General features: G+C 61.6%; 20 protein-coding genes. 9 read left to right on the forward strand and 11 right to left on the reverse strand.

The window, feature by feature from the left end; genetic code table 11:
- Nucleotides 1–7 precede the first annotated feature (7 nt).
- Nucleotides 8–313, reverse strand: a complete 306-nt coding sequence (locus tag DBIPINDM_RS35305) for a ribbon-helix-helix domain-containing protein (protein ID WP_258583566.1) — start codon at nt 311–313, stop codon at nt 8–10.
- 228 nt (nt 314–541) lie between these two features.
- On the opposite strand from DBIPINDM_RS35305, the gene DBIPINDM_RS35310 reads away from it, so the two are divergent.
- From DBIPINDM_RS35310 to DBIPINDM_RS35320, 3 genes are all read left to right on the forward strand, one after another.
- Nucleotides 542–937 carry a VOC family protein gene (locus tag DBIPINDM_RS35310; RefSeq protein ID WP_258583567.1) on the forward strand — a complete coding sequence of 132 codons (396 nt, stop codon included), beginning with the start codon at nt 542–544 and terminating at the stop codon, nt 935–937.
- 83 nt (nt 938–1,020) lie between these two features.
- Nucleotides 1,021–1,551, forward strand: coding sequence for a gluconate 2-dehydrogenase subunit 3 family protein (locus tag DBIPINDM_RS35315; RefSeq protein ID WP_258583568.1), 531 nt, complete (start codon nt 1,021–1,023; stop codon nt 1,549–1,551).
- A 48-nt stretch (nt 1,552–1,599) separates the two neighbouring features.
- Nucleotides 1,600–3,171 (forward strand): GMC family oxidoreductase, encoded by a 1,572-nt coding sequence (locus DBIPINDM_RS35320; RefSeq protein ID WP_258583569.1) that lies wholly within the window; start codon nt 1,600–1,602, stop codon nt 3,169–3,171.
- 64 nt (nt 3,172–3,235) lie between these two features.
- On the opposite strand, the gene DBIPINDM_RS35325 is transcribed toward DBIPINDM_RS35320, so the two are convergent.
- Both DBIPINDM_RS35325 and DBIPINDM_RS35330 read right to left on the reverse strand, forming a co-directional pair.
- Nucleotides 3,236–5,149 (reverse strand): PhoX family protein, encoded by a 1,914-nt coding sequence (locus DBIPINDM_RS35325; protein ID WP_258583570.1) that lies wholly within the window; start codon nt 5,147–5,149, stop codon nt 3,236–3,238.
- Nucleotides 5,150–5,281: 132 nt separating this feature from the next.
- The gene (locus tag DBIPINDM_RS35330) at nt 5,282–5,689 is read right to left on the reverse strand and encodes a hypothetical protein (protein ID WP_258583571.1); all 408 of its coding nucleotides are present in this window, start codon (nt 5,687–5,689) and stop codon (nt 5,282–5,284) included.
- A gap of 343 nt (nt 5,690–6,032) precedes the next feature.
- Between DBIPINDM_RS35330 and urtA the strand changes: the two genes are divergently transcribed.
- The 6 genes from urtA to DBIPINDM_RS35360 all read left to right on the forward strand — a co-directional run bounded on the left by urtA (nt 6,033) and on the right by DBIPINDM_RS35360 (nt 12,232).
- Nucleotides 6,033–7,313, forward strand: a complete 1,281-nt coding sequence (urtA, locus tag DBIPINDM_RS35335) for an urea ABC transporter substrate-binding protein (RefSeq protein ID WP_258583572.1) — start codon at nt 6,033–6,035, stop codon at nt 7,311–7,313.
- A gap of 106 nt (nt 7,314–7,419) precedes the next feature.
- The gene (gene urtB, locus DBIPINDM_RS35340; RefSeq protein WP_258583573.1) at nt 7,420–9,036 is read left to right on the forward strand and encodes an urea ABC transporter permease subunit UrtB; all 1,617 of its coding nucleotides are present in this window, start codon (nt 7,420–7,422) and stop codon (nt 9,034–9,036) included.
- The gene (gene urtC / locus DBIPINDM_RS35345; RefSeq protein ID WP_258583574.1) at nt 9,033–10,268 is read left to right on the forward strand and encodes an urea ABC transporter permease subunit UrtC; all 1,236 of its coding nucleotides are present in this window, start codon (nt 9,033–9,035) and stop codon (nt 10,266–10,268) included. Before urtB ends, urtC begins: the two co-directional genes overlap by 4 nt.
- A 6-nt stretch (nt 10,269–10,274) precedes the next feature.
- A complete protein-coding gene (gene urtD, locus DBIPINDM_RS35350; protein ID WP_095200084.1) occupies nt 10,275–11,021 on the forward strand; it encodes an urea ABC transporter ATP-binding protein UrtD in 747 nt (248 codons plus the stop codon).
- A 71-nt stretch (nt 11,022–11,092) separates the two neighbouring features.
- On the forward strand, nt 11,093–11,788 hold the full coding sequence (gene urtE, locus DBIPINDM_RS35355; protein ID WP_258583575.1) for an urea ABC transporter ATP-binding subunit UrtE: 696 nt from the start codon (nt 11,093–11,095) through the stop codon (nt 11,786–11,788).
- A gap of 267 nt (nt 11,789–12,055) precedes the next feature.
- Nucleotides 12,056–12,232 carry a hypothetical protein gene (locus DBIPINDM_RS35360; protein WP_013531844.1) on the forward strand — a complete coding sequence of 59 codons (177 nt, stop codon included), beginning with the start codon at nt 12,056–12,058 and terminating at the stop codon, nt 12,230–12,232.
- Nucleotides 12,233–12,385: 153 nt separating this feature from the next.
- On the opposite strand, the gene DBIPINDM_RS35365 is transcribed toward DBIPINDM_RS35360, so the two are convergent.
- From DBIPINDM_RS35365 to DBIPINDM_RS35400, 8 genes are all read right to left on the reverse strand, one after another.
- A complete protein-coding gene (locus tag DBIPINDM_RS35365) occupies nt 12,386–13,534 on the reverse strand; it encodes a sensor domain-containing diguanylate cyclase (protein ID WP_258583576.1) in 1,149 nt (382 codons plus the stop codon).
- A 182-nt stretch (nt 13,535–13,716) separates the two neighbouring features.
- Entirely contained in the window at nt 13,717–14,523 is an 807-nt protein-coding gene (locus tag DBIPINDM_RS35370) for a DUF72 domain-containing protein (protein WP_258583578.1), read from the reverse strand.
- A gap of 72 nt (nt 14,524–14,595) precedes the next feature.
- Nucleotides 14,596–15,210 carry a hypothetical protein gene (locus DBIPINDM_RS35375; protein WP_258583579.1) on the reverse strand — a complete coding sequence of 205 codons (615 nt, stop codon included), beginning with the start codon at nt 15,208–15,210 and terminating at the stop codon, nt 14,596–14,598.
- Nucleotides 15,211–15,657: a GNAT family N-acetyltransferase gene (locus tag DBIPINDM_RS35380; RefSeq protein ID WP_258583580.1), complete on the reverse strand. Its 447-nt coding sequence runs from the start codon at nt 15,655–15,657 to the stop codon at nt 15,211–15,213.
- Nucleotides 15,654–16,064, reverse strand: a complete 411-nt coding sequence (locus DBIPINDM_RS35385) for a DUF302 domain-containing protein (protein WP_258583582.1) — start codon at nt 16,062–16,064, stop codon at nt 15,654–15,656. The genes DBIPINDM_RS35380 and DBIPINDM_RS35385 overlap by 4 nt, the downstream gene beginning before the upstream one ends.
- Entirely contained in the window at nt 16,064–18,985 is a 2,922-nt protein-coding gene (uvrA, locus tag DBIPINDM_RS35390) for an excinuclease ABC subunit UvrA (RefSeq protein ID WP_258583583.1), read from the reverse strand. The genes DBIPINDM_RS35385 and uvrA overlap by 1 nt, the downstream gene beginning before the upstream one ends.
- A gap of 699 nt (nt 18,986–19,684) precedes the next feature.
- Nucleotides 19,685–19,984, reverse strand: coding sequence for a hypothetical protein (locus DBIPINDM_RS35395; protein ID WP_258583584.1), 300 nt, complete (start codon nt 19,982–19,984; stop codon nt 19,685–19,687).
- Nucleotides 19,985–20,072: 88 nt separating this feature from the next.
- A complete protein-coding gene (locus DBIPINDM_RS35400; protein WP_258583585.1) occupies nt 20,073–20,678 on the reverse strand; it encodes an ATP-dependent Clp protease proteolytic subunit in 606 nt (201 codons plus the stop codon).
- Nucleotides 20,679–20,680: the final 2 nt, after the last annotated feature.

The following is a 20,680-nucleotide window of genomic DNA, read 5'->3' on the forward strand; positions in this document are numbered from 1 at the left end:
ATACTGGCTAGGCGGCTTCCCGCTTCAGCGTCACCTGCTCGTCGATGCTGGGCCTGTGGCCCCGCAGATAGAGCGCGCAGGTGGTGCGCAGCATGGAGGCGAAATTGGGGATCTCGCCGTTGATCTCGATGGCTTCGTCATAGAGTTTCGAGATGAATTTCGGCGTCGTCAGGTTCTGGCTTTCGGCGATTTCGTCGAGCAAGGCCCAGAACGTCGCCTCGAGCTGGATGCTGGTCGAATGTCCATCAATGCGGATCGACCGGTTGATCTGGCGATAGCCTTCCGGATCCTGTGCGGCAAACACTCTGCACATCGTTACCTCCCGTTTTTGTTGATCTTGGGCGTCGACGGAGCCATCGGCGCCTTTTGAACACTGCCTGCGATTTCATCTTCGACCGGACGGTCGACAACGGCAATCGGACTTTCGTCCTTAATGTATGTCCCCGGTTTCCGATCCTATGCGTGGTAATCGGCTGCCACCACCTTATCTCGACCGGCGCGCATAATCACCTTCGAAAGCACGAACGCTGCGGAGTCTGATTTGGCGAAGGCGATCCACACCATGATCCGGGTTCTCGACGAGGCCCAGTCCATCCATTTCTACACCAGGGCGTTCGGCCTGGAGTTTGCCCAACGGCTGGATTTCGAGACGTTCACGCTGATCTACCTCAGCAATGCCGATACGCCTTTCGAAGTCGAGTTGACCGTCAATAAGGGCCGGCAGGAGCCCTACGCGCTTGGCGATGGCTATGGCCACCTCGCTGTCTCGGTCGCCGATCTCGACAGCGAACATGATCGCCTCGGCGCGCTTGGCCTGAACCCGAAGAAGATCGTCGAGTTCAACCGCGACGGTTCGCTGATCGCCCGCTTTTTCTTCATCGAGGACCCCGACGGTTACAAGATCGAGGTCCTGCAGCGTGGAGGGCGCTTCCAATAGGGGGATTATTCGGTCGTGCCCATCGGCGCGGACGCCAGCAACGGCACTCCTAGGGGTGCAAATAGCAAGCAGGGAGGAACAAAATGGTCACGATCTATGACGGGAAGCCTGGACTTTCACGTCGTGAACTTCTCAAGCGCGGCAGCATCGGCGCGTTGCTCGTCATCTCCGGCAGCGCGGTCATCAGCCCGGAGCACGCCTGGGGGCTGGAAACCTCGGCGTTGAAGGCGGAGACGATGGCGACGCTGATCCAGGTGGCGCGCGACATCTATCCGCACGACCAGGTGCCGGACAAATATTACGCCATCGCCGTCAAGGGCCATGACGAGATGGCCGCCAAGGATCCTGCTCACAAGGAGCTGATCGAGAAGGGCATTGCCGAACTCGACAAGAAGGCCGGCAAGGGTGGTTATCGCGGGCTCGGCTGGGAAGAGCAGCGTGTGGCGCTGCTCACCGAGATCGAGAAGACGCCTTTCTTCCAGGCGGTTCGCGGCGGCCTCGTTGTCAGCCTCTACAACCAGAAGGAGGTGTGGCCGATCTTCGGCTACGAGGGCGAGTCCTACTCGAAGGGCGGCTACATCGCGCGCGGTTTCAACGACATCGAGTGGCTCTGAGCCCGATCGTTCCGATAATCCGCAAACAGGAATTCATGGGAGGAAACCATGGCAGCTTCATTTGATCTGAAAAACGACGACGTTGTCGTCATCATCGGCTCCGGTGCCGGCGGCGGCACGCTTGGCAACGAACTGGCACAGAAGGGCATCGATGTCGTCATCCTCGAGGCGGGCGCCCGCCACGAGTATGAGGACTTCATCAATGACGAGTGGGACTCGTTCACCCAGCTCGCCTGGAAGGACAAGCGCACCACCTCCGGCGACTGGCGGGTGGCCAAGGATTTCCCGAACCTGCCGGCCTGGATCGTCAAATCGGTCGGTGGTTCGACCACGCACTGGGACGGCGCCTCGCTGCGCTTCCAGGAGCATGAGTTCAAGACGGCGTCGACCTACGGCAAAGTGGAAGGCGCGAACCTGCTCGACTGGCCGATCACGCTGGCCGAGATGGAGCCTTACTACGCCAAGGCGGAAGCCAAGATGGGCGTCACCGGCACCAATGGCTGGCCGCGCCTGCCGGGCAACAACAATTTCAAGGTGTTGAAGGCCGGCGCCGACAAGCTCGGCTACAAGGAATGCCATACCGGCAACATGGCGATCAATTCGGTCGAGCGCGACGATCGCAACTCCTGTCAGCAGACCGGCTTCTGCTTCCAGGGCTGCAAATGGGGCGCCAAATGGTCGACGCTCTATACCGAAATCCCGAAGGGCGAGGCGACAGGGCACCTCGAAGTCCGGCCGAATGCCATGGTGATCAAGATCAACCACGACGCCAGCGGCAAGGTGACCGGCGTCGTCTACGCCGACAAGGACGGCAAGCTACAAGAGCAGAAGGCTCGCATCGTCGCCGTGGCCGGCAATTCGATCGAGAGTCCGCGCCTGCTGCTCAATTCGCAATCGAGCAAATTCCCGCACGGGCTTGCCAATTCGTCAGGGCAGGTGGGCAAGAACTACATGCGCCACACCACCGGCTCGGTCTATGCCATCTTCGACAAGCCGGTGCATATGTATCGCGGCACCACCATGGCCGGCATCATCCGCGACGAGGCGCACCATGATCCATCGCGCGGTTTCGTCGGCGGCTACGAGTTCGAGACGCTGTCGCTCGGCCTGCCATTCATGGCGGCCTTCCTCAATCCCGGCGGCTGGGGACGCTCCTTCACCACGGCGCTCGACCACTACGACCACATGGCCGGCCTGTGGATCGTCGGCGAGGATATGCCGCGCGAGGAGAACCGCATTACGCTGCATGCCGACGAGAAGGACGAGCACGGCATGCCCATCGCCGACGTGCATTTCGACGACCACCCGAACGACACGGCGATGCGCAACCATGCCTACAAGCAGGCGTCAGCACTTTACGATGCGGTCGGTGCCACACGCACCTTCCCGACGCCGCCCTATCCCTCGACCCACAATCTCGGCACCAACCGGATGAGCGAGAAGGCGGAAGACGGCGTCGTCAACAAGCATGGCCAGGCGCACGATATCAAGAACCTGTTCGTGTCGGACGGAAGCCAGTTCACGACAGGTGCCGCAGAAAACCCGACCCTGACCATCGTGTCGCTGGCGATCCGCCAGGCCGATTATATCGCCGCCCAGATGTCGGCGAAAACCATCTGACCTCCCCGACTGCCTGCTGGCGCGGAACCTGACATGGTTCCGTGCCTTTTTTGTCTGTTGGACGTTACGCCCCGACCGGCTGGCCGTCCTTGCGGCGGATGGCGACGACCGATGGCCGCGGCGGCTGGCCGTCCTTGAAATCGGGCCACAGCGACTGTGCCTTGTCGAGCGTTTCGGCATCCTCGGAGGGATGCTGGACGGAAAGGAACAGCGTCGTGCCATCCGGGGTGAAGCAAGGGCCGGTCGCTTCCGCGCCATGCGGGCAGGTGAACAGCAGCTTTGGCAGGCCGCGCGCGGGGCCTTCCGTGTCGACGCCATAGACGCCGTCCGGCAGGTCGAAATCATTGGCGCCATCGGTCGCCACCCAGAGCCGGCCGGCCAGGTCGAAGGTGATGTTGTCGGGGCAGACAAACCAGCCATTGTCCGACGTGTCGGGATGGAAGGTTGCGCCGACTTTCGCGTCCTTGGGATTGCCGCAGAGCACGAACAGGTCCCAGGCATATTTGTCGGCGGTGTGATCGGCCTCGGTGCCGCGTCCGCCAGGCGGAATCAGCTCGACGATGTGGCCCCAGAGGTTTTCCGGCCGCGTGTTGGCCGGATTGACCTTGGATTCGTCGCGCTTCTTGTTCTTGGTCATGACGGCGTAGACGCGGCCGGTGACCGGATTGGTCTCTATGTCCTCCGGCCGGTCCATCGGGGTCGCGCCGATGGCATCCGCCGTCAGCCGTGTCTTCAACAGCACCTCGGCCTGGTCGGCAAAGCCGTTCTCGGGTGTGAGCTTGCCCTGGCCGTGAACCAGCGGCAGCCAGGTCATCGAGCCATCGGCGTCGTAACGGGCGACCGAGAGCACGCCATCGTCCAGGAGGCCGTTGCTGGAGGCCGGGTTCGCCTTGTCGTAGGCCTTGTTCGAGACGTAGCGGTACATGTATTCGAAATAGTCGTCGTCGCCCATGTAGACGACGATGCGGCCGTCCTTGTTGAGGACAACGGTGGAGGCCTCGTGCGACATGCGGCCAAGGGCCGTGCGCTTCACCGGCTTCGATTGGGGATCATAAGGGTCGATCTCGACCACCCAGTCGAAGCGGTTCGGCTCGTTCGGCTCCTTGTCGATGTTGAAGCGGTCGTGGAAACGGCCACGGCCGTAGATGTCGGAACCATCGAAGCCGTAGCGGTCGAGAATGTCCGCGGTCGGCGCCTTCTTCGGGTCACCGCCGAACAGGTCGGAAACACCTTCCTCGCAAGTCAGCACGGTGCCCCATGGCGTAAAACCGCCGCTGCAATTGTAGCTGGTGCCGAGCACTTTTGTGCCGGTCGCATCCGCCGAGGTCTTCATCAAGGCATGGCCGGCCACCGGTCCGGAAACCGTCATTTCGGTGTTGGCCGTAATGCGGCGGTTGAGCGGGCTGTCCTCGACGGTTTGCCACTTGCCGTCCTTGAGCATGATCTCGACGATCGAATGGCCCATCGCCGCCAGGCCGAGATCGACCTGTTCCTTGTTCATCGCCTTGCCGGCATCGTCCTCGGTCATGCCTGGGAACATCACATTGGGCGAGATGTACTCGTTGTTGACGCAAAGCAGGCCATGGTCGGAGTTCACCGAACCCTTTGGCAGCGGCAGGAAGGCGATGTAATCGCAGTTATAGCCGAAGCGCTTTTCCTGTTCGGCGGCTGGAACCGTGTTGCCGTCGAAATCCGGCAGGCCGGCGACAAGCGGATCGCCCCAGCGTGCGACAACAGTTGTTTCATAACCTTCCGCGGCGGCGTGGGTCTTGTCATAGACGCGCTTCAGTTCGGGAAAGCCGAGTGTGGAAAGTGCTGCAGCCGCATGCGTCTCGCCGGCAAACAACGAGCCGACAAAGCTGCCGCCGGCGATCAGGGCGCCGGATGCAAGGCTGCCTTTCAGGAGCGTCCGGCGCGAGACGCGCTCGGCGATGATTTCGCGAATGACAGGGGAGGATGAAGACGGGAAGTTGGCCATGTGTCTGCCTCTCGATGTGGATGGGTGACGGCGCACCGCTGCCTATCCAGCTTCGGCAACATCCAGATGACATGAGAAGGCGGACACGGCTTGCCGGCCGCACGGAGGCGGCGCCATCGCCAGAGGGAAGGCCTACTGATTGCTGCCCTTGGTGCAGGTCGAGGCGGTGAAGGCGCCGTCGGGCTGCTTCATGATGATGTCGAAGGAGGGCGGGTTCTGGCCATCCAGTGTCGCCTGGGTCATCGACAGCGAGTTGCCGCCGGCGGTGTAGCCACCAAGCGGTCCCAGCCAGGAGATCACGCCGTTTGCATCCATCTGGTAGTTATAGCCCTGTTGGACGGTCCCGAAGGTGACAGGGCCGGTGTAGACATTTCCCTTGATGGTGATGTCGCCAAGGTTGAGGAACATGCCGAGCAGGTAGACTTCACAGTGATAGGTGCCGTCAGGCATCTTGCCGTCACTGAAGTCGGCCCGTGCGGCCCCGGTCGCTGTCGCCAGAAACACTATGCCGATAGAAATGCGTGAAATCAGGGATGTCATGACGTTGCTCGGTTGAGGCGCGAGCTTGCCCTATTTTTGCGCTGTGCCGCAACATTTGTCGTCCGCGACCCGCGCGCAAAGGCCAAAATCTAGGCACTTGGTGAAATTGGGCGAAAATTAGGCAGATGCCTTGTGCGCTGCGCAAATTTCCCTCAACCAATTTTTAACCGGCTCTCTTTTGTTTGTTCAATCTAATATAATAACAGGCTGATAATGTTTGGCTATTTGCCGCTTTTCAGCATTCCCGCAGCGGTTGGCATGCGGGTTGCATTGCATTGTTGCGGTGCAATCAACGAGCTTGGGAGTCTTCCGTATGAGGGGTAATTTCTCGACAATAACAAAAATGTTTTCGGCAAGCGTGGTCGCCGCCGGCTTGCTGATGTCCGCACCCGCCAGGGCGGCTGAGGACACGATCAAGGTCGGCATCCTGCATTCGCTGTCGGGGACCATGGCGATTTCGGAGACGACGCTGAAGGACGCCATGCTGATGCTTATCGAGCAACAGAACGCCAAGGGCGGCCTGCTCGGCAAGAAGCTGGAGGCCGTGGTTGTCGATCCGGCTTCCAACTGGCCGCTGTTCGCCGAAAAGGCACGCGAGCTGATTTCGAAGGACAAGGTCGCGGCGGTGTTCGGCTGCTGGACCTCGGTGTCGCGCAAATCGGTGCTGCCGGTGTTCTCCGAACTCGACAACATCCTGTTCTATCCCGTCCAGTATGAGGGCGAGGAAAGCGAGCGCAACGTGTTCTACACCGGTGCGGCTCCGAACCAGCAGGCGATCCCTGCCGTCGACTATCTGATGAGCAAGGACGGCGGCTCGGTGAAGCGTTGGGTGCTGGAAGGCACCGACTACGTCTATCCGCGCACCACCAACAAGATCCTGGAAGCCTACCTGAAGTCCAAGGGCGTCGCAGCCGAGGACATCATGACCAACTACACGCCGTTCGGCTTCTCCGACTGGCAGACCGAAGTCTCGGCGATCAAGAAGTTCGGTTCTGCCGGCAAGAAGACCGCCGTCGTCTCGACCGTCAACGGTGACGCCAATGTGCCGTTCTACAAGGAACTCGGCAACCAGGGCATCAAGGCCGAGGACATCCCGGTCATGGCATTCTCGGTCGGCGAGGAAGAGCTGGCCGGTCTCGACACCAAGCCGCTGGTCGGCCATCTCGCCGCCTGGAACTATTTCGAGAGCGTCAACACGCCTGAGAACAAGAAGTTCATCGCCGACTGGCACAAGTTCATCAAGAACAACAAGCGCACCACCAACGACCCGATGGAAGCACACTATATCGGCTTCAATATGTGGGTGAAGGCGGTCGAGAAGGCCGGCACCACCGATCCGGACAAGGTCATCGATGCCATGATCGGCGTTTCGGTGCCGAACCTGACCGGCGGCTATTCGACGATGATGCCGAACCACCACATCACCAAGCCGGTGCTGATCGGTGAAATCCAGGCCAATGGCCAGTTCGAAACGGTTTCGAAGACACCGGGCCTGGTGATGGGCGACGAATGGTCCGACTACCTGCCCGACTCCAAGGACCTGATTTCCGATTGGCGCGCGCCGCTCAGCTGCGGCAACTTCAACGTCAAAACCGGCAAGTGCGGCGGCAAGGGCACGAACTGATCCTCCCGGGCTAGACCGTCCGGTCCATGCCCAAGACCGCGCGCGTCCGGATGGTTTCCTCCACTGTCCGGACGCCCACTCAACCTTCAAGGGTCACCAAGAGCCGATGAAGATTTTGCATGCGATGGGCCTGGCGCTTTTGTTCCTGCTGACGACGCTGTCGTCTTCGGGCGCTGCGGAAGCCGATCTGCGTGCCATTATCGCCAAGTTCGCGACAGTAACGGACTTTTCCGAGACGGGAGCCGTCGTTCACGAATTGACAGCCACAGGGGATCCCGCTGTCGAACGGGCGCTTGCTGCATTGGCTGACGGCAATCTCTACATTCGCACGGCTGACTCGATGGTGTTTGTCGGCAAGGAGGGCGATGAAGGCGTCCAGCTTTTTGACCCGCTGAGCGGCGAGGCAGCGGGCGAGGCCTCCGAAGACGACATAACCAAAATCACTGTCAACAACACCTTGCGCCGCGCCATTCGCGATGCATTGGGCACGTTGACGCTTGGGTCCAAGGATCCGACGGTCCGCATCGCCGCCGCCGACACTATGTTCAAGACACCTGATGCCGCCAATATCGAGCCGCTCGACGCAGCGATCGCCAGTGAAACCGTGGCGAGCGTCAAGGCTCTGCTGGAGCAGGCGCGTGCCGCGTCCATACTGGTTTCAGACAAGCCCGATGCAGACAAGCTCGCGGCAATCGCCCTGATCGGTGCGCGTGGCGACCGCAACGCGGTTTCGCTGCTCACCTCCGTCGAGGCCAACGCCTCTGGAGCAGTCAAGGAAGCGGCGACGGCTGCGATCGCCAACATCAATTCGACGCTGGCCTTCTGGGATGCCGGCCAGAACATCTGGTACGGCATTTCGCTGGGCTCGGTGCTGCTGCTCGCCGCGATCGGGCTTGCCATCACCTTCGGCGTCATGGGCGTCATCAACATGGCGCATGGCGAGATGGTCATGCTTGGCGCCTACACGACCTTCGTCGTCCAGCAGGTGATCCGCACCTCCTTTCCCGGCCTGTTCGACTGGTCTCTGGTCATCGCGCTGCCGCTAGCCTTCCTGGTCGCAGCACTTGTCGGCCTGGTCATCGAGCGCGGCGTTATACGCTTCCTCTATGGCCGTCCGCTGGAGACGCTGCTGGCGACCTGGGGCGTTTCGCTGATCCTGCAGCAGGCGGTGCGTTCGATCTTCGGGCCGACCAACCAGGAGGTCGGCAACCCCTCCTGGATGTCGGGTTCGTTCGACGTCGGGCAGCTGGCCATCACCTGGAACCGTCTGTGGATCCTGGTTTTCGCGCTCACGGTCTTCGGTGTGTTGCTTTACGTGATGAAGCGCACGCCCTGGGGCTTGCAGATGCGTGCCGTCACCGCCAACCGGCGCATAGCCGCTTCGATGGGCATCAGGACACCGTGGGTCGACGCGCTGACATTCGCGCTCGGATCTGGCATTGCCGGTATCGCCGGCGTCGCGCTCAGCCAGATCGACAATGTCTCGCCCAATCTCGGCCGCGGCTACATCATCGACAGTTTCATGGTCGTCGTCTTCGGCGGCGTCGGCAATCTCTGGGGCACGCTGGTCGGCGCCTTTTCGCTCGGCATCGTCAACAAGGTCCTCGAACCCTATGCCGGCGCCGTGCTCGGCAAGATCGTCGTGCTGGTGCTGATCATCCTGTTCATCCAGAAGCGCCCGCGCGGCCTGTTCGCGCTCAAGGGCAGGGCGGTGGAAGCATGATCACGGGACGTTTCTTCGCCGCAGGCGCTGACCGCCGCATCGCCATCACCATCTTCATCCTGCTGGCTGCGGCCATTGTCGTGCCGCTGCTCAACCTGGCGGTGTCGCCGACCAGCGCCTTCTACGTCCCGGCCTATATCGTGGCGCTGACCGGCAAATATCTCTGCTATGCGCTGCTGGCGCTCGCGCTCGACCTGGTCTGGGGCTATTGCGGCATCCTCTCGCTCGGCCACGGCGCCTTCTTCGCGCTCGGCGGCTATGCGATGGGCATGTATCTGATGCGCCAGATCGGCTCACGCGGCGTCTATGGCAACCCGATCCTGCCGGATTTCATGGTCTTCCTGAACTACAAGGAATTGCCGTGGTTCTGGTATGGTTTCGACCATTTCTGGTTCGCCGCGCTCATGGTGCTGGCAGTGCCCGGCCTGCTCGCCTTCGTCTTCGGCTGGTTTGCCTTCCGCAGCCGCGTCACCGGCGTCTATCTCTCCATCATCACCCAGGCGATGACCTATGCGCTGCTGCTGGCCTTCTTCCGCAACGATATGGGTTTCGGCGGCAATAACGGCCTGACCGATTTCAAGGATATTCTGGGCTTCAACGTGCAGGCCGACGCGACGCGTTCGGCGCTGTTCGCGGCCAGCGCGGTGATGCTGGCGTTCGCCGTGTTCATCACCTGGGCGATCGTCGGCTCCAAATACGGCAAGCTGCTGATGGCCGTGCGCGACGCCGAGAGCCGCACGCGCTTCCTCGGCTGGCGGGCGGAGAACGTAAAGCTGTTCGCCTTCACCGTATCGGCCGTCATGGCCGGCATTGCCGGAGCGCTCTACGTGCCGCAGGTCGGCATCATCAATCCCGGCGAGTTCGAACCGTCCAATTCGATCGAGGTGGTGATCTGGGCGGCCGTCGGCGGGCGCGGCACCATTGTCGGTCCGATCATCGGCGCGCTGCTCGTCAATGCCGGAAAATCCTGGTTCACCGGCGTGCTGCCGGAACTCTGGCTGTTTGCGCTGGGCGGCCTGTTCGTTGCCGTCACGCTGCTCCTGCCGAAGGGCATTATCGGCATGTGGGATAGCTGGCGCGGCAATGCGAAGGCGTTGCGCGCAGCCTCCATTGCTGAAGAAGCCGGCACCGAGGTTGGAGGGGCGACCGCGACTTCGAAGCCCGCTCGCTCGCCAGCGAGAAATCCAGGCGAATGGTCCTGGTCCGACCCCGAGCCGCAGGCGGCGGAGTAGGCGACCATGAGCAAATCGAACACCATCCTCTATCTCGACGGCGTCTCGGTCTCCTTCGACGGCTTTCGCGCCATCAACAATCTGTCGCTGGTGCTCGACAAGGGTGAGATGCGCGCCATCATCGGCCCCAACGGCGCCGGCAAGACGACGATGATGGACATCGTCACCGGCAAGACGCGGCCCGACGAGGGCGAAGTGTTCTTCGACGGCCAGGTGGATCTCACCAGGCATGACGAGGCCGAGATCGCCATGATGGGCATCGGCCGCAAATTCCAGAAGCCGACGGTCTTCGAGAGCCACACGATCGAAGAAAACCTGATGCTGGCGCTGAAGGGCCCGCGTTCGATCTTCCCGGCGCTTTTTCATCGCCGCTCGGCGGCCGAGGCGCGGCAGATCGACGACATTCTCGGCATCATCCGGCTGGGTGACAAGCGCCATGAGCTGGCGGCCAATCTCAGCCACGGCCAGAAACAGTGGCTGGAGATCGGCATGCTGTTGGCACAGGATCCAAAGCTGCTTTTGGTGGACGAGCCGGTGGCCGGCATGACCGATGCCGAGACCGAGGAGACCGCGCGACTGCTCAAGGACATTGCGCGCGACCATTCGGTTATCGTCGTCGAGCACGACATGCATTTCGTGCGCGAACTCGGCGTCAAGGTAACCTGTCTGCATGAGGGCTCGGTGCTGTCGGAAGGCACACTCGATTTTGTCTCGGCCGACGAGCGCGTTGTCGAAGTCTATCTGGGGAGATGAGCATGGTCTGGCGAGTTCAATTCCATCGCTTCGATCTTTCGGTTCTCCGGTTCTGGAAAAGGCGCTGAGACATGCTCGAAGTTTCAAACGCCACGCTCCATTACGGCGCCGCCCAGGCGCTGCGCGGCGTTTCGCTGAAGGCGGGCGCCGGCAAGATTACTTGCGTGCTCGGCCGCAACGGCGTCGGCAAGACCAGTTTGATGAGATCGATCGTCGGCCACCACCGGCTGACGAGCGGAAGCGTTGCCTTCGAGGGGAAGGCGCTCGACCGGAGCGCGGCGTATGACCGCGCCCGGTCGGGCATCGCATTCGTACCGCAGGGCAGGGAGATCTTTCCCCTGCTCACTGTGCGCGAAAACCTGGAATCGGGTTTTGCACCTTTGAAGCGTGCCGACCGCAACGTGCCGGCGCATGTCTTCGAGCTGTTTCCGGTGCTGAAGCAGATGCTCGGCCGCCGTGGCGGCGATCTTTCCGGCGGTCAGCAGCAGCAACTTGCCATCGGCAGGGCGCTGGTGATGCGGCCGAAGCTGCTGGTGCTGGATGAGCCCACCGAAGGCATACAGCCGTCGATCATCAAGGATATCGGTCGCGCCATCCGTTACCTGCGCGACCAGGCCGGCATCGCGGTGCTGCTGGTCGAACAATATCTCGACTTCTGCCGCGAGCTTGCCGATGAGGTCAACATCATGGACCGCGGCCAGATCGTCCACACAGGCCCGGCGGAAGATTTAGACCGGGCTGAAGTACGCAAGTTCCTTACCGTCTAGAATCGAAGCTGGACTTCGGCAGACGATCCAAAGTCCCTGGCAAGTCCAATATTTCTTCCATCCAGCGATCTGCATCTCTGGCGCGCCAGAGACTGCATGCTAGTCTTTTGTTGGCTTTGTGAGTCGGCCGCTTCCGTATCAGTCTGGTTATCGCAGATCGAGGGCGCGCCGAAGGCCGGGCAAGTTCCACGCAAGCAAGGCTTCCTAGCTTCCCTCCTGCGATCTCTGTCGTTCAACGCGTTTGGGCACACAGGCTAAGGGACAGCCATGGAACGTTACGTCGAGGACTACCAGAAGCGGCGGCTTACCGAACGCGTCGACATCATCGCCGCCATAAACATCCTGCGATCACAGGGCTGCGACTACGACGATTTGATCGAGGAGATCACCAAGGTGTTCTACGTCGACCTCGATACCTTCAACGAAATCGTCATGGCGGCATAGAGCCGCTTTCGCCTAAAGCGCGTCGCGCTGAAACGGATTCAGGTGACGCGCTTTAGGTCTTTGATTTGATGCATGTCATACTTCCAAAACCGAGGTCACTTTTGGGCGACATGCATTGTCCAGCAATCACAGGCTCGGCATTGATACGCGCGGTCAACTCGCGCGCCGGAATGGCGAGGCGGTGACGCGGTTGCGGCCGCCGCGCTTGGCGTCATAGAGCGCCTTGTCGGCGGCGCTGAGCACCTTGTCGAAGCTGAGCCCCTCTTTGCTGCCAAACGCGAAACCGGCGCTGACCGTGCATCTCAAGGATCCCGTTTCGGTTTCTATCAGGCGCGTCGCGAAAGCGGTCCGGATGCGCTCTGCCGCTTGCTCAACCGTCTCCGGCAGAGTGCGTTTCAACACCAGTGCGAATTCCTCGCCGCCCATGCGCGCGGCGACGTCGGTCTGGCGAAGATTGCCGGCGAGTTCCCCGGCGAACACCTTCAGCACCTCGTCGCCCGCCGCGTGGCCGAACTCGTCGTTGATGGCTTTGAAATTGTCGAGGTCGAAGACGATCACAGCGGTAAAGGCGCCGACCGGGACATTGCCATGCAGGTCAAACAGCGCGCGCCGGTTGAGCAGGCCGGTCAAGGGATCGGTGAGAGCGTTGCGGCGGTGGTGCCTGGCCAGACGCCCCTGGTTGAGCGCAAGCGACAGGGCGCCAATACCCGTCATGCTGGCGATGACGACGATGAGGCTCAGTTCCTCCGCCCAGTTGCTGGGCGCATGTCCGAGAACCAGCTTGCCGTCCCATGCCAGGACCGCCGCGCACAGCATGAAGGAAACGGCGGTGGCCGAATAGAGCGTGGTGATGCCGATCGTCAAGGCAGGGGCTTCGTCGCGGCCCCTCCAGTATTCGAACGCCGTCGCGAACAGCAGCAGGGCGGCGAACAGGTTCTCGAACATGAAGCCGAGGCCGTCATAGCCCAGAGCCATGGCAGGCAGCGCCACCACCAGCGAGGCACAGCCCCACAGTGCCCGCGGCAGCGGCGAGCCGCCGGTTCTGAACTGGTAGGCCGCGCCCAACATGGTCGAGAAACCGAGCAGCAGGAGGGCAAGGGTGGCGATGCCGAGCAGGCGCCCGGGCATGTCGATATAGGCGTCATAGACAAAGATATCGCCGACCACGAACACCAGGCTGATCGCCCATGTCAGCAGGAATTTTTCCGTGCGGGCGGTCAGCCACATGCCGAACAATGTCAGGCTCAGGCAAGCTGCGGAGAAACCGACAGCCAGCAGAAGTGAAGTGTAGTCGAGCGACATGCCCCTCTTTCCCTGCCGGCGGCGGCTCCAGCTCTGCGGCTTGGCGTCGCCGCATTCATGCAGCAAGGAAGTGTCGATAAGGTTACGATCATGGCGAAGATGCCACGAATAGGCGCTTTGCTACGCGCAAAACGCATAGATGATGCGCTTACAGCATGTAGCCAAACAACAACGGATGGTTGTCAGTCAGCTACGCGCTTCATCAGCGCCATCGCCCCGAACGGTGCGCGCACCTTGCCCTCGGTGATGAAGTAGACGAAGACGTCGCGTGGCTGCACAGGCGCGTCTGTGGCGGGATCGGCACGCCGCAAATCGGTCGGCTGCTTGCCCTCAGCCCAGGTTTTTACTCGCGCCGCCCATTCGTCGAGACCCTTTGGCGTGTAGCAATCGGGATTGTCGTCCGAGCCGGTCTGCAGCCGTGCATAGACGAAGTCACCGGTGACATCGGCGATATCAGGATATTTGGCATGGTCGGCATAGACGATCGCCGCCTTGTATTTGCGGGCAAGTGCTGCGAATTCCGGCACGATGAAACTGTCGTTGCGGACTTCGAGCGCATGGCGCAGCGCGACGCCATCCTGTTTCTCCGGCAACAGTTTGAGGAAGGCTTCGAAATCGTCCGGGTCGAACTTTTTCGTCGGCGCGAACTGCCACAGGATCGGGCCGAGCTTCTCGCCAAGTGCTGCAACGCCGGAGCCCAGAAAGCGCATCATCGATTCACCGGCATCGCCCAGCACACGGCGGTTGGTGACGAAGCGGTTGCCTTTCAGCGCATAGACGAAACCGTCCGGCGCTTCGCTTGCCCATTTGACGAAGGTCGGCTCCTTGAAGCTGGAGTAGTAGGTGCCGTTGACCTCGATGCTCGGCACCTGCCGGCTGGCATATTGCAGCTGCTTGGCCTTGGAGAGTTTCTCGGGATAGAAGGACGTATCCCAGGGCTCGAACGTCCAGCCGCCCATGCCGGAGCGGATTGTTCCCGATTTGCTCATGGACTTCTCCTCCAATGTGTTTTGTCGCGAGGGACTTGGTTTGGTAAATCGATCGGCAACCGGCAATCTCGGTCAAGTGGGCGGTGACCAATCCGGGGAAAAGATTGTCGGAGTGCCAGAGGGGTAAAGGTCCTTCCGCGGCCGCATGACGCGAAACTGATTTCCGTCCTCGACGATGTCGTAGAGAGCCTTGATCGGCTGATAGCGTGCGCGGCGATAGTCGTGCAACATCACGATCGTCTCGGCATGACAAAGCAGCGTCGCCATGAACGCGCATTCCATGCGGCGCCGGCCGTCGATGAAGATGAAATCGAATTTGCGCTTCAGGCTCAGCGGCCAGGTCGAATAATTGAGTTCTGGATCGCGGTCGCCAAACTTGGAACCCTGGAGGTCCAGGCAGATCGGATGGAAACCACTCCACTGCGGCAGCTGCGGCAGCAGTTGATCGAGGAAAGGCTGGCTGTCGTCGATCGAAAAGAGATTGTCGATGGCCAGTCGGTCCCTCAGCTCAAGGATCGCCAGCGTCGTGTGGCCCATGCCCCATTCCAGATAGGCGCGCGTGCCAGGCTTCACATGCTGCAGCAGGATGCGCTGGAATTCGGACAAATAGTCGGCGCCGTAAGCATGAGACGAGCGGACCACGCCACCCAAGGTCAGTTTGTTTTCCCAGGAGCTTCCGGCCTGCATTCACATCGCCTTCGCCATGTCGATGAGCACCCATCCTGGCCGGTAGGGATTGGGCCGGCGACCCGTTTCGCGATAGCCGTAAGCGAGATAGAGCGCGATGTTCCGCTCCATTTTTGCATTGGTGTAGAGCCGTATCTCCGGCAGGCCCCACAAACGCGTCTGTTGATCCCCATGTTTGAGCAGCTTTATGCCAAAACCCTTGCCCTGGAAGGCGGGCGACACCGCGACGGAGAAGATCATCGCGTGATCCTCATGCCGCTCCAGTGTCAGCACTCCGGCAAGTTCTCCGCCGCTCTCCAGCAGCCACACTTCGCCGCCTGCGATGCGCGGCGCATAGTCCTCGGTCACCGGGATCGGCGGCGCGTCGAGTATGGCGTTGTAGGGAGCGTAGGCCGCTTCCGTCAGCGCGACGATCGCGGCAAGATCCTCGGAGCGGGCAAGCCTCATGATTGATCCATTCCAGCAGCAGCGGCGATCACCTTTTCCATGCTGGCGGCAATCGCCGCGACAGCCTCGCTGCTGGCCTCGCCCAGGCCATGGCGCTCAGCGATCCAGTGCGGATCGTCGTAGGACAGCCAAACTTGGCCTTGCTCATCTTCCCAGCCCAGCGCCTTGACCGGCAGGTCGATGCCGGCAAGCTGACTGTCCTGCATCAGCGGTGTGCCACCTCTGGGGTTGCCGAAGATCAGCAATTCGGTAGGCCGTAGCGACGCGCCGACGTCTCGCGCCCCGGCTGCGTGATCGATGCGTGCGAAGACAAGCAGGCCAGCGCGCTTAACCACCTCAGCCAGGCGGTCGATGGTTTCGGTCACGCCAAAGCGGCTTTCGACCGTGATGAGACCATCCCCAGCCATCACTCCGCCGCTTCGCGCTTGCCTCCAGGACGCCGTTCCAGCAATTCCTTGAGGAACTGTCCGGTGTAGCTGCGCTTTTCGCGCACGATGGCTTCCGGCGTGCCCTGGGCGACAAGTTCGCCGCCGCCGTCACCACCTTCGGGGCCGAGATCGAGCACCCAGTCGGCGGTCTTGATCACTTCGAGATTGTGCTCGATGACCACCACCGTGTTGCCCTGGTCGACCAGTTCGTGCAGCACTTCCAACAGCTTGGCGACGTCGTGGAAATGCAGGCCGGTGGTTGGCTCATCGAGGATGTAGAGCGTCTTGCCGGTCGCCTTGCGCGACAGTTCCTTGGCGAGTTTTATCCGCTGCGCTTCGCCGCCGGACAGTGTCGTTGCCTGCTGGCCGATATGGATATAGCCGAGGCCGACCTGCTTCAGCGTGTCGAGCTTGTCGCGCACGCCGGGCACGGCGGCGAAGAAATCGACGCCTTCCTCGACTGTCATGTCGAGCACGTCGGCGATCGACTTGCCCTTGAACTGCACGTCGAGCGTCTCTCTGTTGTAGCGCTTGCCGTGGCAGACGTCGCAGGTGACGTAGACGTCGGGCAGGAAGTGCATTTCGATCTTGATGACGCCGTCGCCTTGGCAGGCCTCGCAGCGGCCGCCCTTGACGTTGAACGAGAAGCGTCCCGGCTGATAGCCGCGCGCCTTGGCCTCGGGCAGGCCGGCGAACCAGTCGCGGATCGGCGTGAAGGCGCCGGTATAGGTGGCAGGGTTCGAACGCGGCGTGCGGCCGATCGGCGACTGGTCGATGTCGATGACCTTGTCGAGGAATTCGAGGCCCTCGATGCGGTCATGCTCGGCCGGATGTTCGCGCGACCCCATGATGCGGCGCGAGGCCGCCTTGAACAGCGTCTCGATCAGGAAGGTCGACTTGCCGCCGCCCGACACGCCGGTGACGGCGGTGAAGGTGCCGAGCGGGATTTCGGCGGTGACGTTCTTCAGATTGTTGCCGCGCGCGCCGACGATCTTCAGGCGCCGGTTCTTTTTCGCCTCACGCCGAACGCCAGGGGTGGCGACCTCAAGCGCGCCCGACAGATATTTGCCGGTGATCGAATTGGGATTGGCCATCACCTGCTGCGGCGTGCCCTGGGCAATGATCTCGCCGCCATGGATGCCGGCGGCGGGGCCCATGTCGACGACATAGTCGGCATGCAGGATGGCGTCCTCGTCATGCTCGACGACGATCACCGTGTTGCCGATGTCGCGCAGGTGCTTCAGCGTGTCGAGCAGGCGCGCATTGTCGCGCTGATGCAGGCCGATCGACGGCTCGTCCAGCACATAAAGCACGCCGGTCAGGCCCGAGCCGATCTGCGACGCCAGCCGGATGCGCTGGCTCTCGCCGCCCGAGAGCGTGCCGGAATTGCGCGACAGCGTCAGGTAGTCGAGACCGACATCGTTGAGGAAGCGGAGGCGCTCGCGGATTTCCTTCAGCACCCTGACCGCGATCTCGTTCTGCTTGTCGTTGAGCGAGGCGGGCAGGTCGGTGAACCAGCGGTCGGCGTTGCGGATCGACTGTTCGGTGACCTCGCCGATATGCTTGCCGGCGATCTTCACCGCCAGCGCTTCAGGCTTCAGCCGATAGCCCTTGCAGACCGGGCAAGGCGTGGCTGACATGAAGCGCTCGATTTCCTCGCGCATCCAGGCGGATTCGGTTTCCTTCCAGCGCCGCTCGAGATTGGGGATGACGCCTTCGAAGGTCTTGGTCGTCTTGTAGGAGCGCAGCCCGTCATCATACTGGAAGGTGACTTCGCGCTCGCCGGTGCCGCGTAGGATCGCGTCCTGGGCCTCGGTGCTCAAATCCTTGAACTTGTCGCCAAGCTTGAAATTGTAGGCCTTGCCCAATGCCTCGAGCGTCTGCACGTAATAGGGCGAGGTCGATTTCGCCCATGGGCTGACGGCGCCGTCGCGCAGCGACACGTTCTCGTCGGGCACGACGAGGTTGGGGTCGATGGCGCGCTGGCTGCCGAGACCGTCGCAGGTCGGGCAGGCGCCGAACGGGTTGTTGAACGAGAACAGCCGCGGCTCGATTTCGGGAATGGTGAAGCCGGAGACCGGGCAAGCAAACTTTTCCGAGAACAGGACGCGCTCATGCGTCTCGTTCTTCGACTTGTTGACCGAATCCTCGCCGGTCTGGCTGGAATCGAGCGGCTTGTCGGCGAACTCGGCCACCGCCAGCCCCTCGGCGAGCTTCAGCGCCGTTTCAATGGAGTCGGCAAGACGCGTGGCAAGATCGCCGCGCACGACGATGCGGTCGACGACGACATCGATGTCGTGCTTGTACTTCTTGTCCAGCGCCGGAACGTCTGCGATCTCATAGAAGACACCGTCGACCTTGACGCGCTGAAAACCCTTTTTCTGCAATTCCAGCAGTTCCTTGCGGTACTCGCCCTTGCGGCCGCGCACGATCGGCGCCAGCAGGAACAGGCGGGTGCCTTCCTCGAGTGCCAGCACGCGATCGACCATCTGGCTGACCGTCTGGCTCTCGATCGGCAGACCGGTGGCCGGCGAATAGGGGACACCGACACGCGCGAACAGCAGGCGCATATAGTCGTAGATCTCGGTGACGGTGCCGACCGTCGAGCGCGGGTTCTTCGAGGTGGTCTTCTGCTCGATGGAGATGGCAGGCGACAGGCCGTCGATCTGGTCGACATCAGGCTTCTGCATCATTTCGAGGAATTGCCGGGCATAGGCCGACAGGCTCTCGACATAGCGGCGCTGTCCCTCGGCGTAGATGGTGTCGAAGGCGAGCGACGATTTGCCGGAGCCGGACAGGCCGGTCATGACGATCAGGCTGTCACGCGGCAGGTCGAGATCGACGTTCTTCAGATTGTGTTCGCGCGCCCCGCGAATGGAAAGGAATTTATGGTCGGCCATCGCCGGTCGCCGCCTCAGATCTGGAATTCGTGGGATTGGCGGGATTTTCCCGGCCATCCCCTATGTAGGTGTTTTTGCCGCCACGTCGAGAGACGCCACAATTCTCGACCAAAGTCGTTTAACCGTCTTTCGCGCGAAGGGGCAAGCGGAAAGAACAAAGGCCGAACACGCTCCTGACAAAGCTGTGCAAAAAGCTGACCTGGACGTAACCTCCCGGCGATCACATTTTTCCGTAACCGGCTATTGAAGGTTGACGCGGCCGGTTCAGGGGAGCAGTCTCCGACAGTCCGCGAAGCCGGCCGTCTTTCGATGGCCTCGCCGCCCCAAGGCGGCCTGCGAGACGCCGCAGGCATTTGCGATTTGCGCTTCGCGACGACAATGTCGCAACGGACACAGGAGTGGAGCATGACGCCACCGGACAGTCCCCAAGGGCTCCACATCTCGTTGGAGCCGCGGCAGGCATAAGTGCCAGGGTTAGCGTTTGCGCCACCCGACAAACCGTGACTTGCCGTATCCCCCAAAAATCAGAGACTGCTAGTCGGATCGTCGGCTGACGCCGCGAAGCATCCGAAATCAAACGCCGGCAGTACACTCCCGGCAAAAAATGGATTTGAGATCCAGAAAAGCCCCGTCCGTTTGCCTAGGCACGGCGGGGCTGTTCTTTTGGGGAATGGCTGAGCTGTCCGCGGCGGAGGCAGCTTACCTCCGAGGCTTGAATCCGCCCGTGGCGACATCGACCGTGATGCTGCCGGAAATCCTGACATCGGTATCGCCGATCTTGAACGTGCCGTTGCCGTTGCTGGGAAATGCGTCGTCGGGCTCCGGCACAGGGGCGGGCTTGGCGATGCGATAATCGCCGCTTACGCCGGGCAGGGCGCTTTTCTGCGCCTGCGCTGAACTGTCGTCGGCAAGTGCCATGCCGCTCACAAGGCTGGCAAAAGCAAGCACCGCGGCGGCGATGACGCGATGCGACGTCCTGGGCGAATGAGTGTCGGTCATTCCAGGATTATAGTGACACGCCGCCGACGCGGCCAGACCGGCATCGTCAAATCTTCGACAGCGGGCAGGATTCCGATCCGGCCCTGGCTTATGCCGCCTTTTTGCGCGTGTCGAAGACGTGGTCGACAATGCCCCATGCCTGCGCCTCGCGGGCGGTCATGAAATGGTCGCGGTCGAGCGTGCGTTCGACTTCTTCATAGCTGCGGCCGCAATGCTGGGCATAGAGTTCGGCCATATGCCGTTTGGTCTTGCCGATCCGCTCGGCATGGCGCTGGATATCGGAAGCCTGGCCCTGGAAGCCGCCCAGCGGCTGATGCAGCAGGATGGTGGCGTTTGGCAGCGCGATGCGACGCCCCGGCGTGCCGGCCATCAGCAGGAACGACCCCATCGACGCGGCAAAGCCCATGCACACGGTCGACACCGGGCAGCTGATATATTGCATCGTGTCGTAGATGGCGAAACCGCTGGTCACCACGCCGCCCGGCGAGTTGATGTAAAGCGATATCTCCTTGTCGGGATTGTCTGACTCCAATGACAAAAGCTGTGCGCAGACGAGCGCCGAGACGTCGTCGTTGATCTCGCCATTGATGAAGATGATGCGCTCGCGCAGCAGCCGCGAGAAAATGTCGAAGGCGCGTTCGCCGCGGCTCGATTGCTCGATCACCATCGGCACCAGACTGGCAATACCGCTCATTT

Source organism: Mesorhizobium sp. AR02, from assembly GCF_024746835.1.
Taxonomy (GTDB): Bacteria; Pseudomonadota; Alphaproteobacteria; order Rhizobiales; family Rhizobiaceae; genus Mesorhizobium.

Excerpts from the sequence above, each read along its gene's own strand:
- DBIPINDM_RS35305 (WP_258583566.1), bottom strand. The coding sequence starts at position 313 with ATGTGCAGAGTGTTTGCCGCACAGGATCCGGAAGGCTATCGCCAGATC.
- DBIPINDM_RS35315 (WP_258583568.1), top strand. The coding sequence starts at position 1,021 with ATGGTCACGATCTATGACGGGAAGCCTGGACTTTCACGTCGTGAACTT.
- DBIPINDM_RS35320 (WP_258583569.1), top strand. The coding sequence starts at position 1,600 with ATGGCAGCTTCATTTGATCTGAAAAACGACGACGTTGTCGTCATCATC.
- DBIPINDM_RS35325 (WP_258583570.1), bottom strand. The coding sequence starts at position 5,149 with ATGGCCAACTTCCCGTCTTCATCCTCCCCTGTCATTCGCGAAATCATC.
- DBIPINDM_RS35330 (WP_258583571.1), bottom strand. The coding sequence starts at position 5,689 with ATGACATCCCTGATTTCACGCATTTCTATCGGCATAGTGTTTCTGGCG.
- urtA (WP_258583572.1), top strand. The coding sequence starts at position 6,033 with ATGTTTTCGGCAAGCGTGGTCGCCGCCGGCTTGCTGATGTCCGCACCC.
- urtB (WP_258583573.1), top strand. The coding sequence starts at position 7,420 with ATGAAGATTTTGCATGCGATGGGCCTGGCGCTTTTGTTCCTGCTGACG.
- urtC (WP_258583574.1), top strand. The coding sequence starts at position 9,033 with ATGATCACGGGACGTTTCTTCGCCGCAGGCGCTGACCGCCGCATCGCC.
- urtD (WP_095200084.1), top strand. The coding sequence starts at position 10,275 with ATGAGCAAATCGAACACCATCCTCTATCTCGACGGCGTCTCGGTCTCC.
- urtE (WP_258583575.1), top strand. The coding sequence starts at position 11,093 with ATGCTCGAAGTTTCAAACGCCACGCTCCATTACGGCGCCGCCCAGGCG.
- DBIPINDM_RS35360 (WP_013531844.1), top strand. The coding sequence starts at position 12,056 with ATGGAACGTTACGTCGAGGACTACCAGAAGCGGCGGCTTACCGAACGC.
- DBIPINDM_RS35365 (WP_258583576.1), bottom strand. The coding sequence starts at position 13,534 with ATGTCGCTCGACTACACTTCACTTCTGCTGGCTGTCGGTTTCTCCGCA.
- DBIPINDM_RS35370 (WP_258583578.1), bottom strand. The coding sequence starts at position 14,523 with ATGAGCAAATCGGGAACAATCCGCTCCGGCATGGGCGGCTGGACGTTC.
- DBIPINDM_RS35375 (WP_258583579.1), bottom strand. The coding sequence starts at position 15,210 with ATGCAGGCCGGAAGCTCCTGGGAAAACAAACTGACCTTGGGTGGCGTG.
- DBIPINDM_RS35380 (WP_258583580.1), bottom strand. The coding sequence starts at position 15,657 with ATGAGGCTTGCCCGCTCCGAGGATCTTGCCGCGATCGTCGCGCTGACG.
- DBIPINDM_RS35385 (WP_258583582.1), bottom strand. The coding sequence starts at position 16,064 with ATGGCTGGGGATGGTCTCATCACGGTCGAAAGCCGCTTTGGCGTGACC.
- uvrA (WP_258583583.1), bottom strand. The coding sequence starts at position 18,985 with ATGGCCGACCATAAATTCCTTTCCATTCGCGGGGCGCGCGAACACAAT.
- DBIPINDM_RS35395 (WP_258583584.1), bottom strand. The coding sequence starts at position 19,984 with ATGACCGACACTCATTCGCCCAGGACGTCGCATCGCGTCATCGCCGCC.
- DBIPINDM_RS35400 (WP_258583585.1), bottom strand. The coding sequence starts at position 20,678 with ATGAGCGGTATTGCCAGTCTGGTGCCGATGGTGATCGAGCAATCGAGC.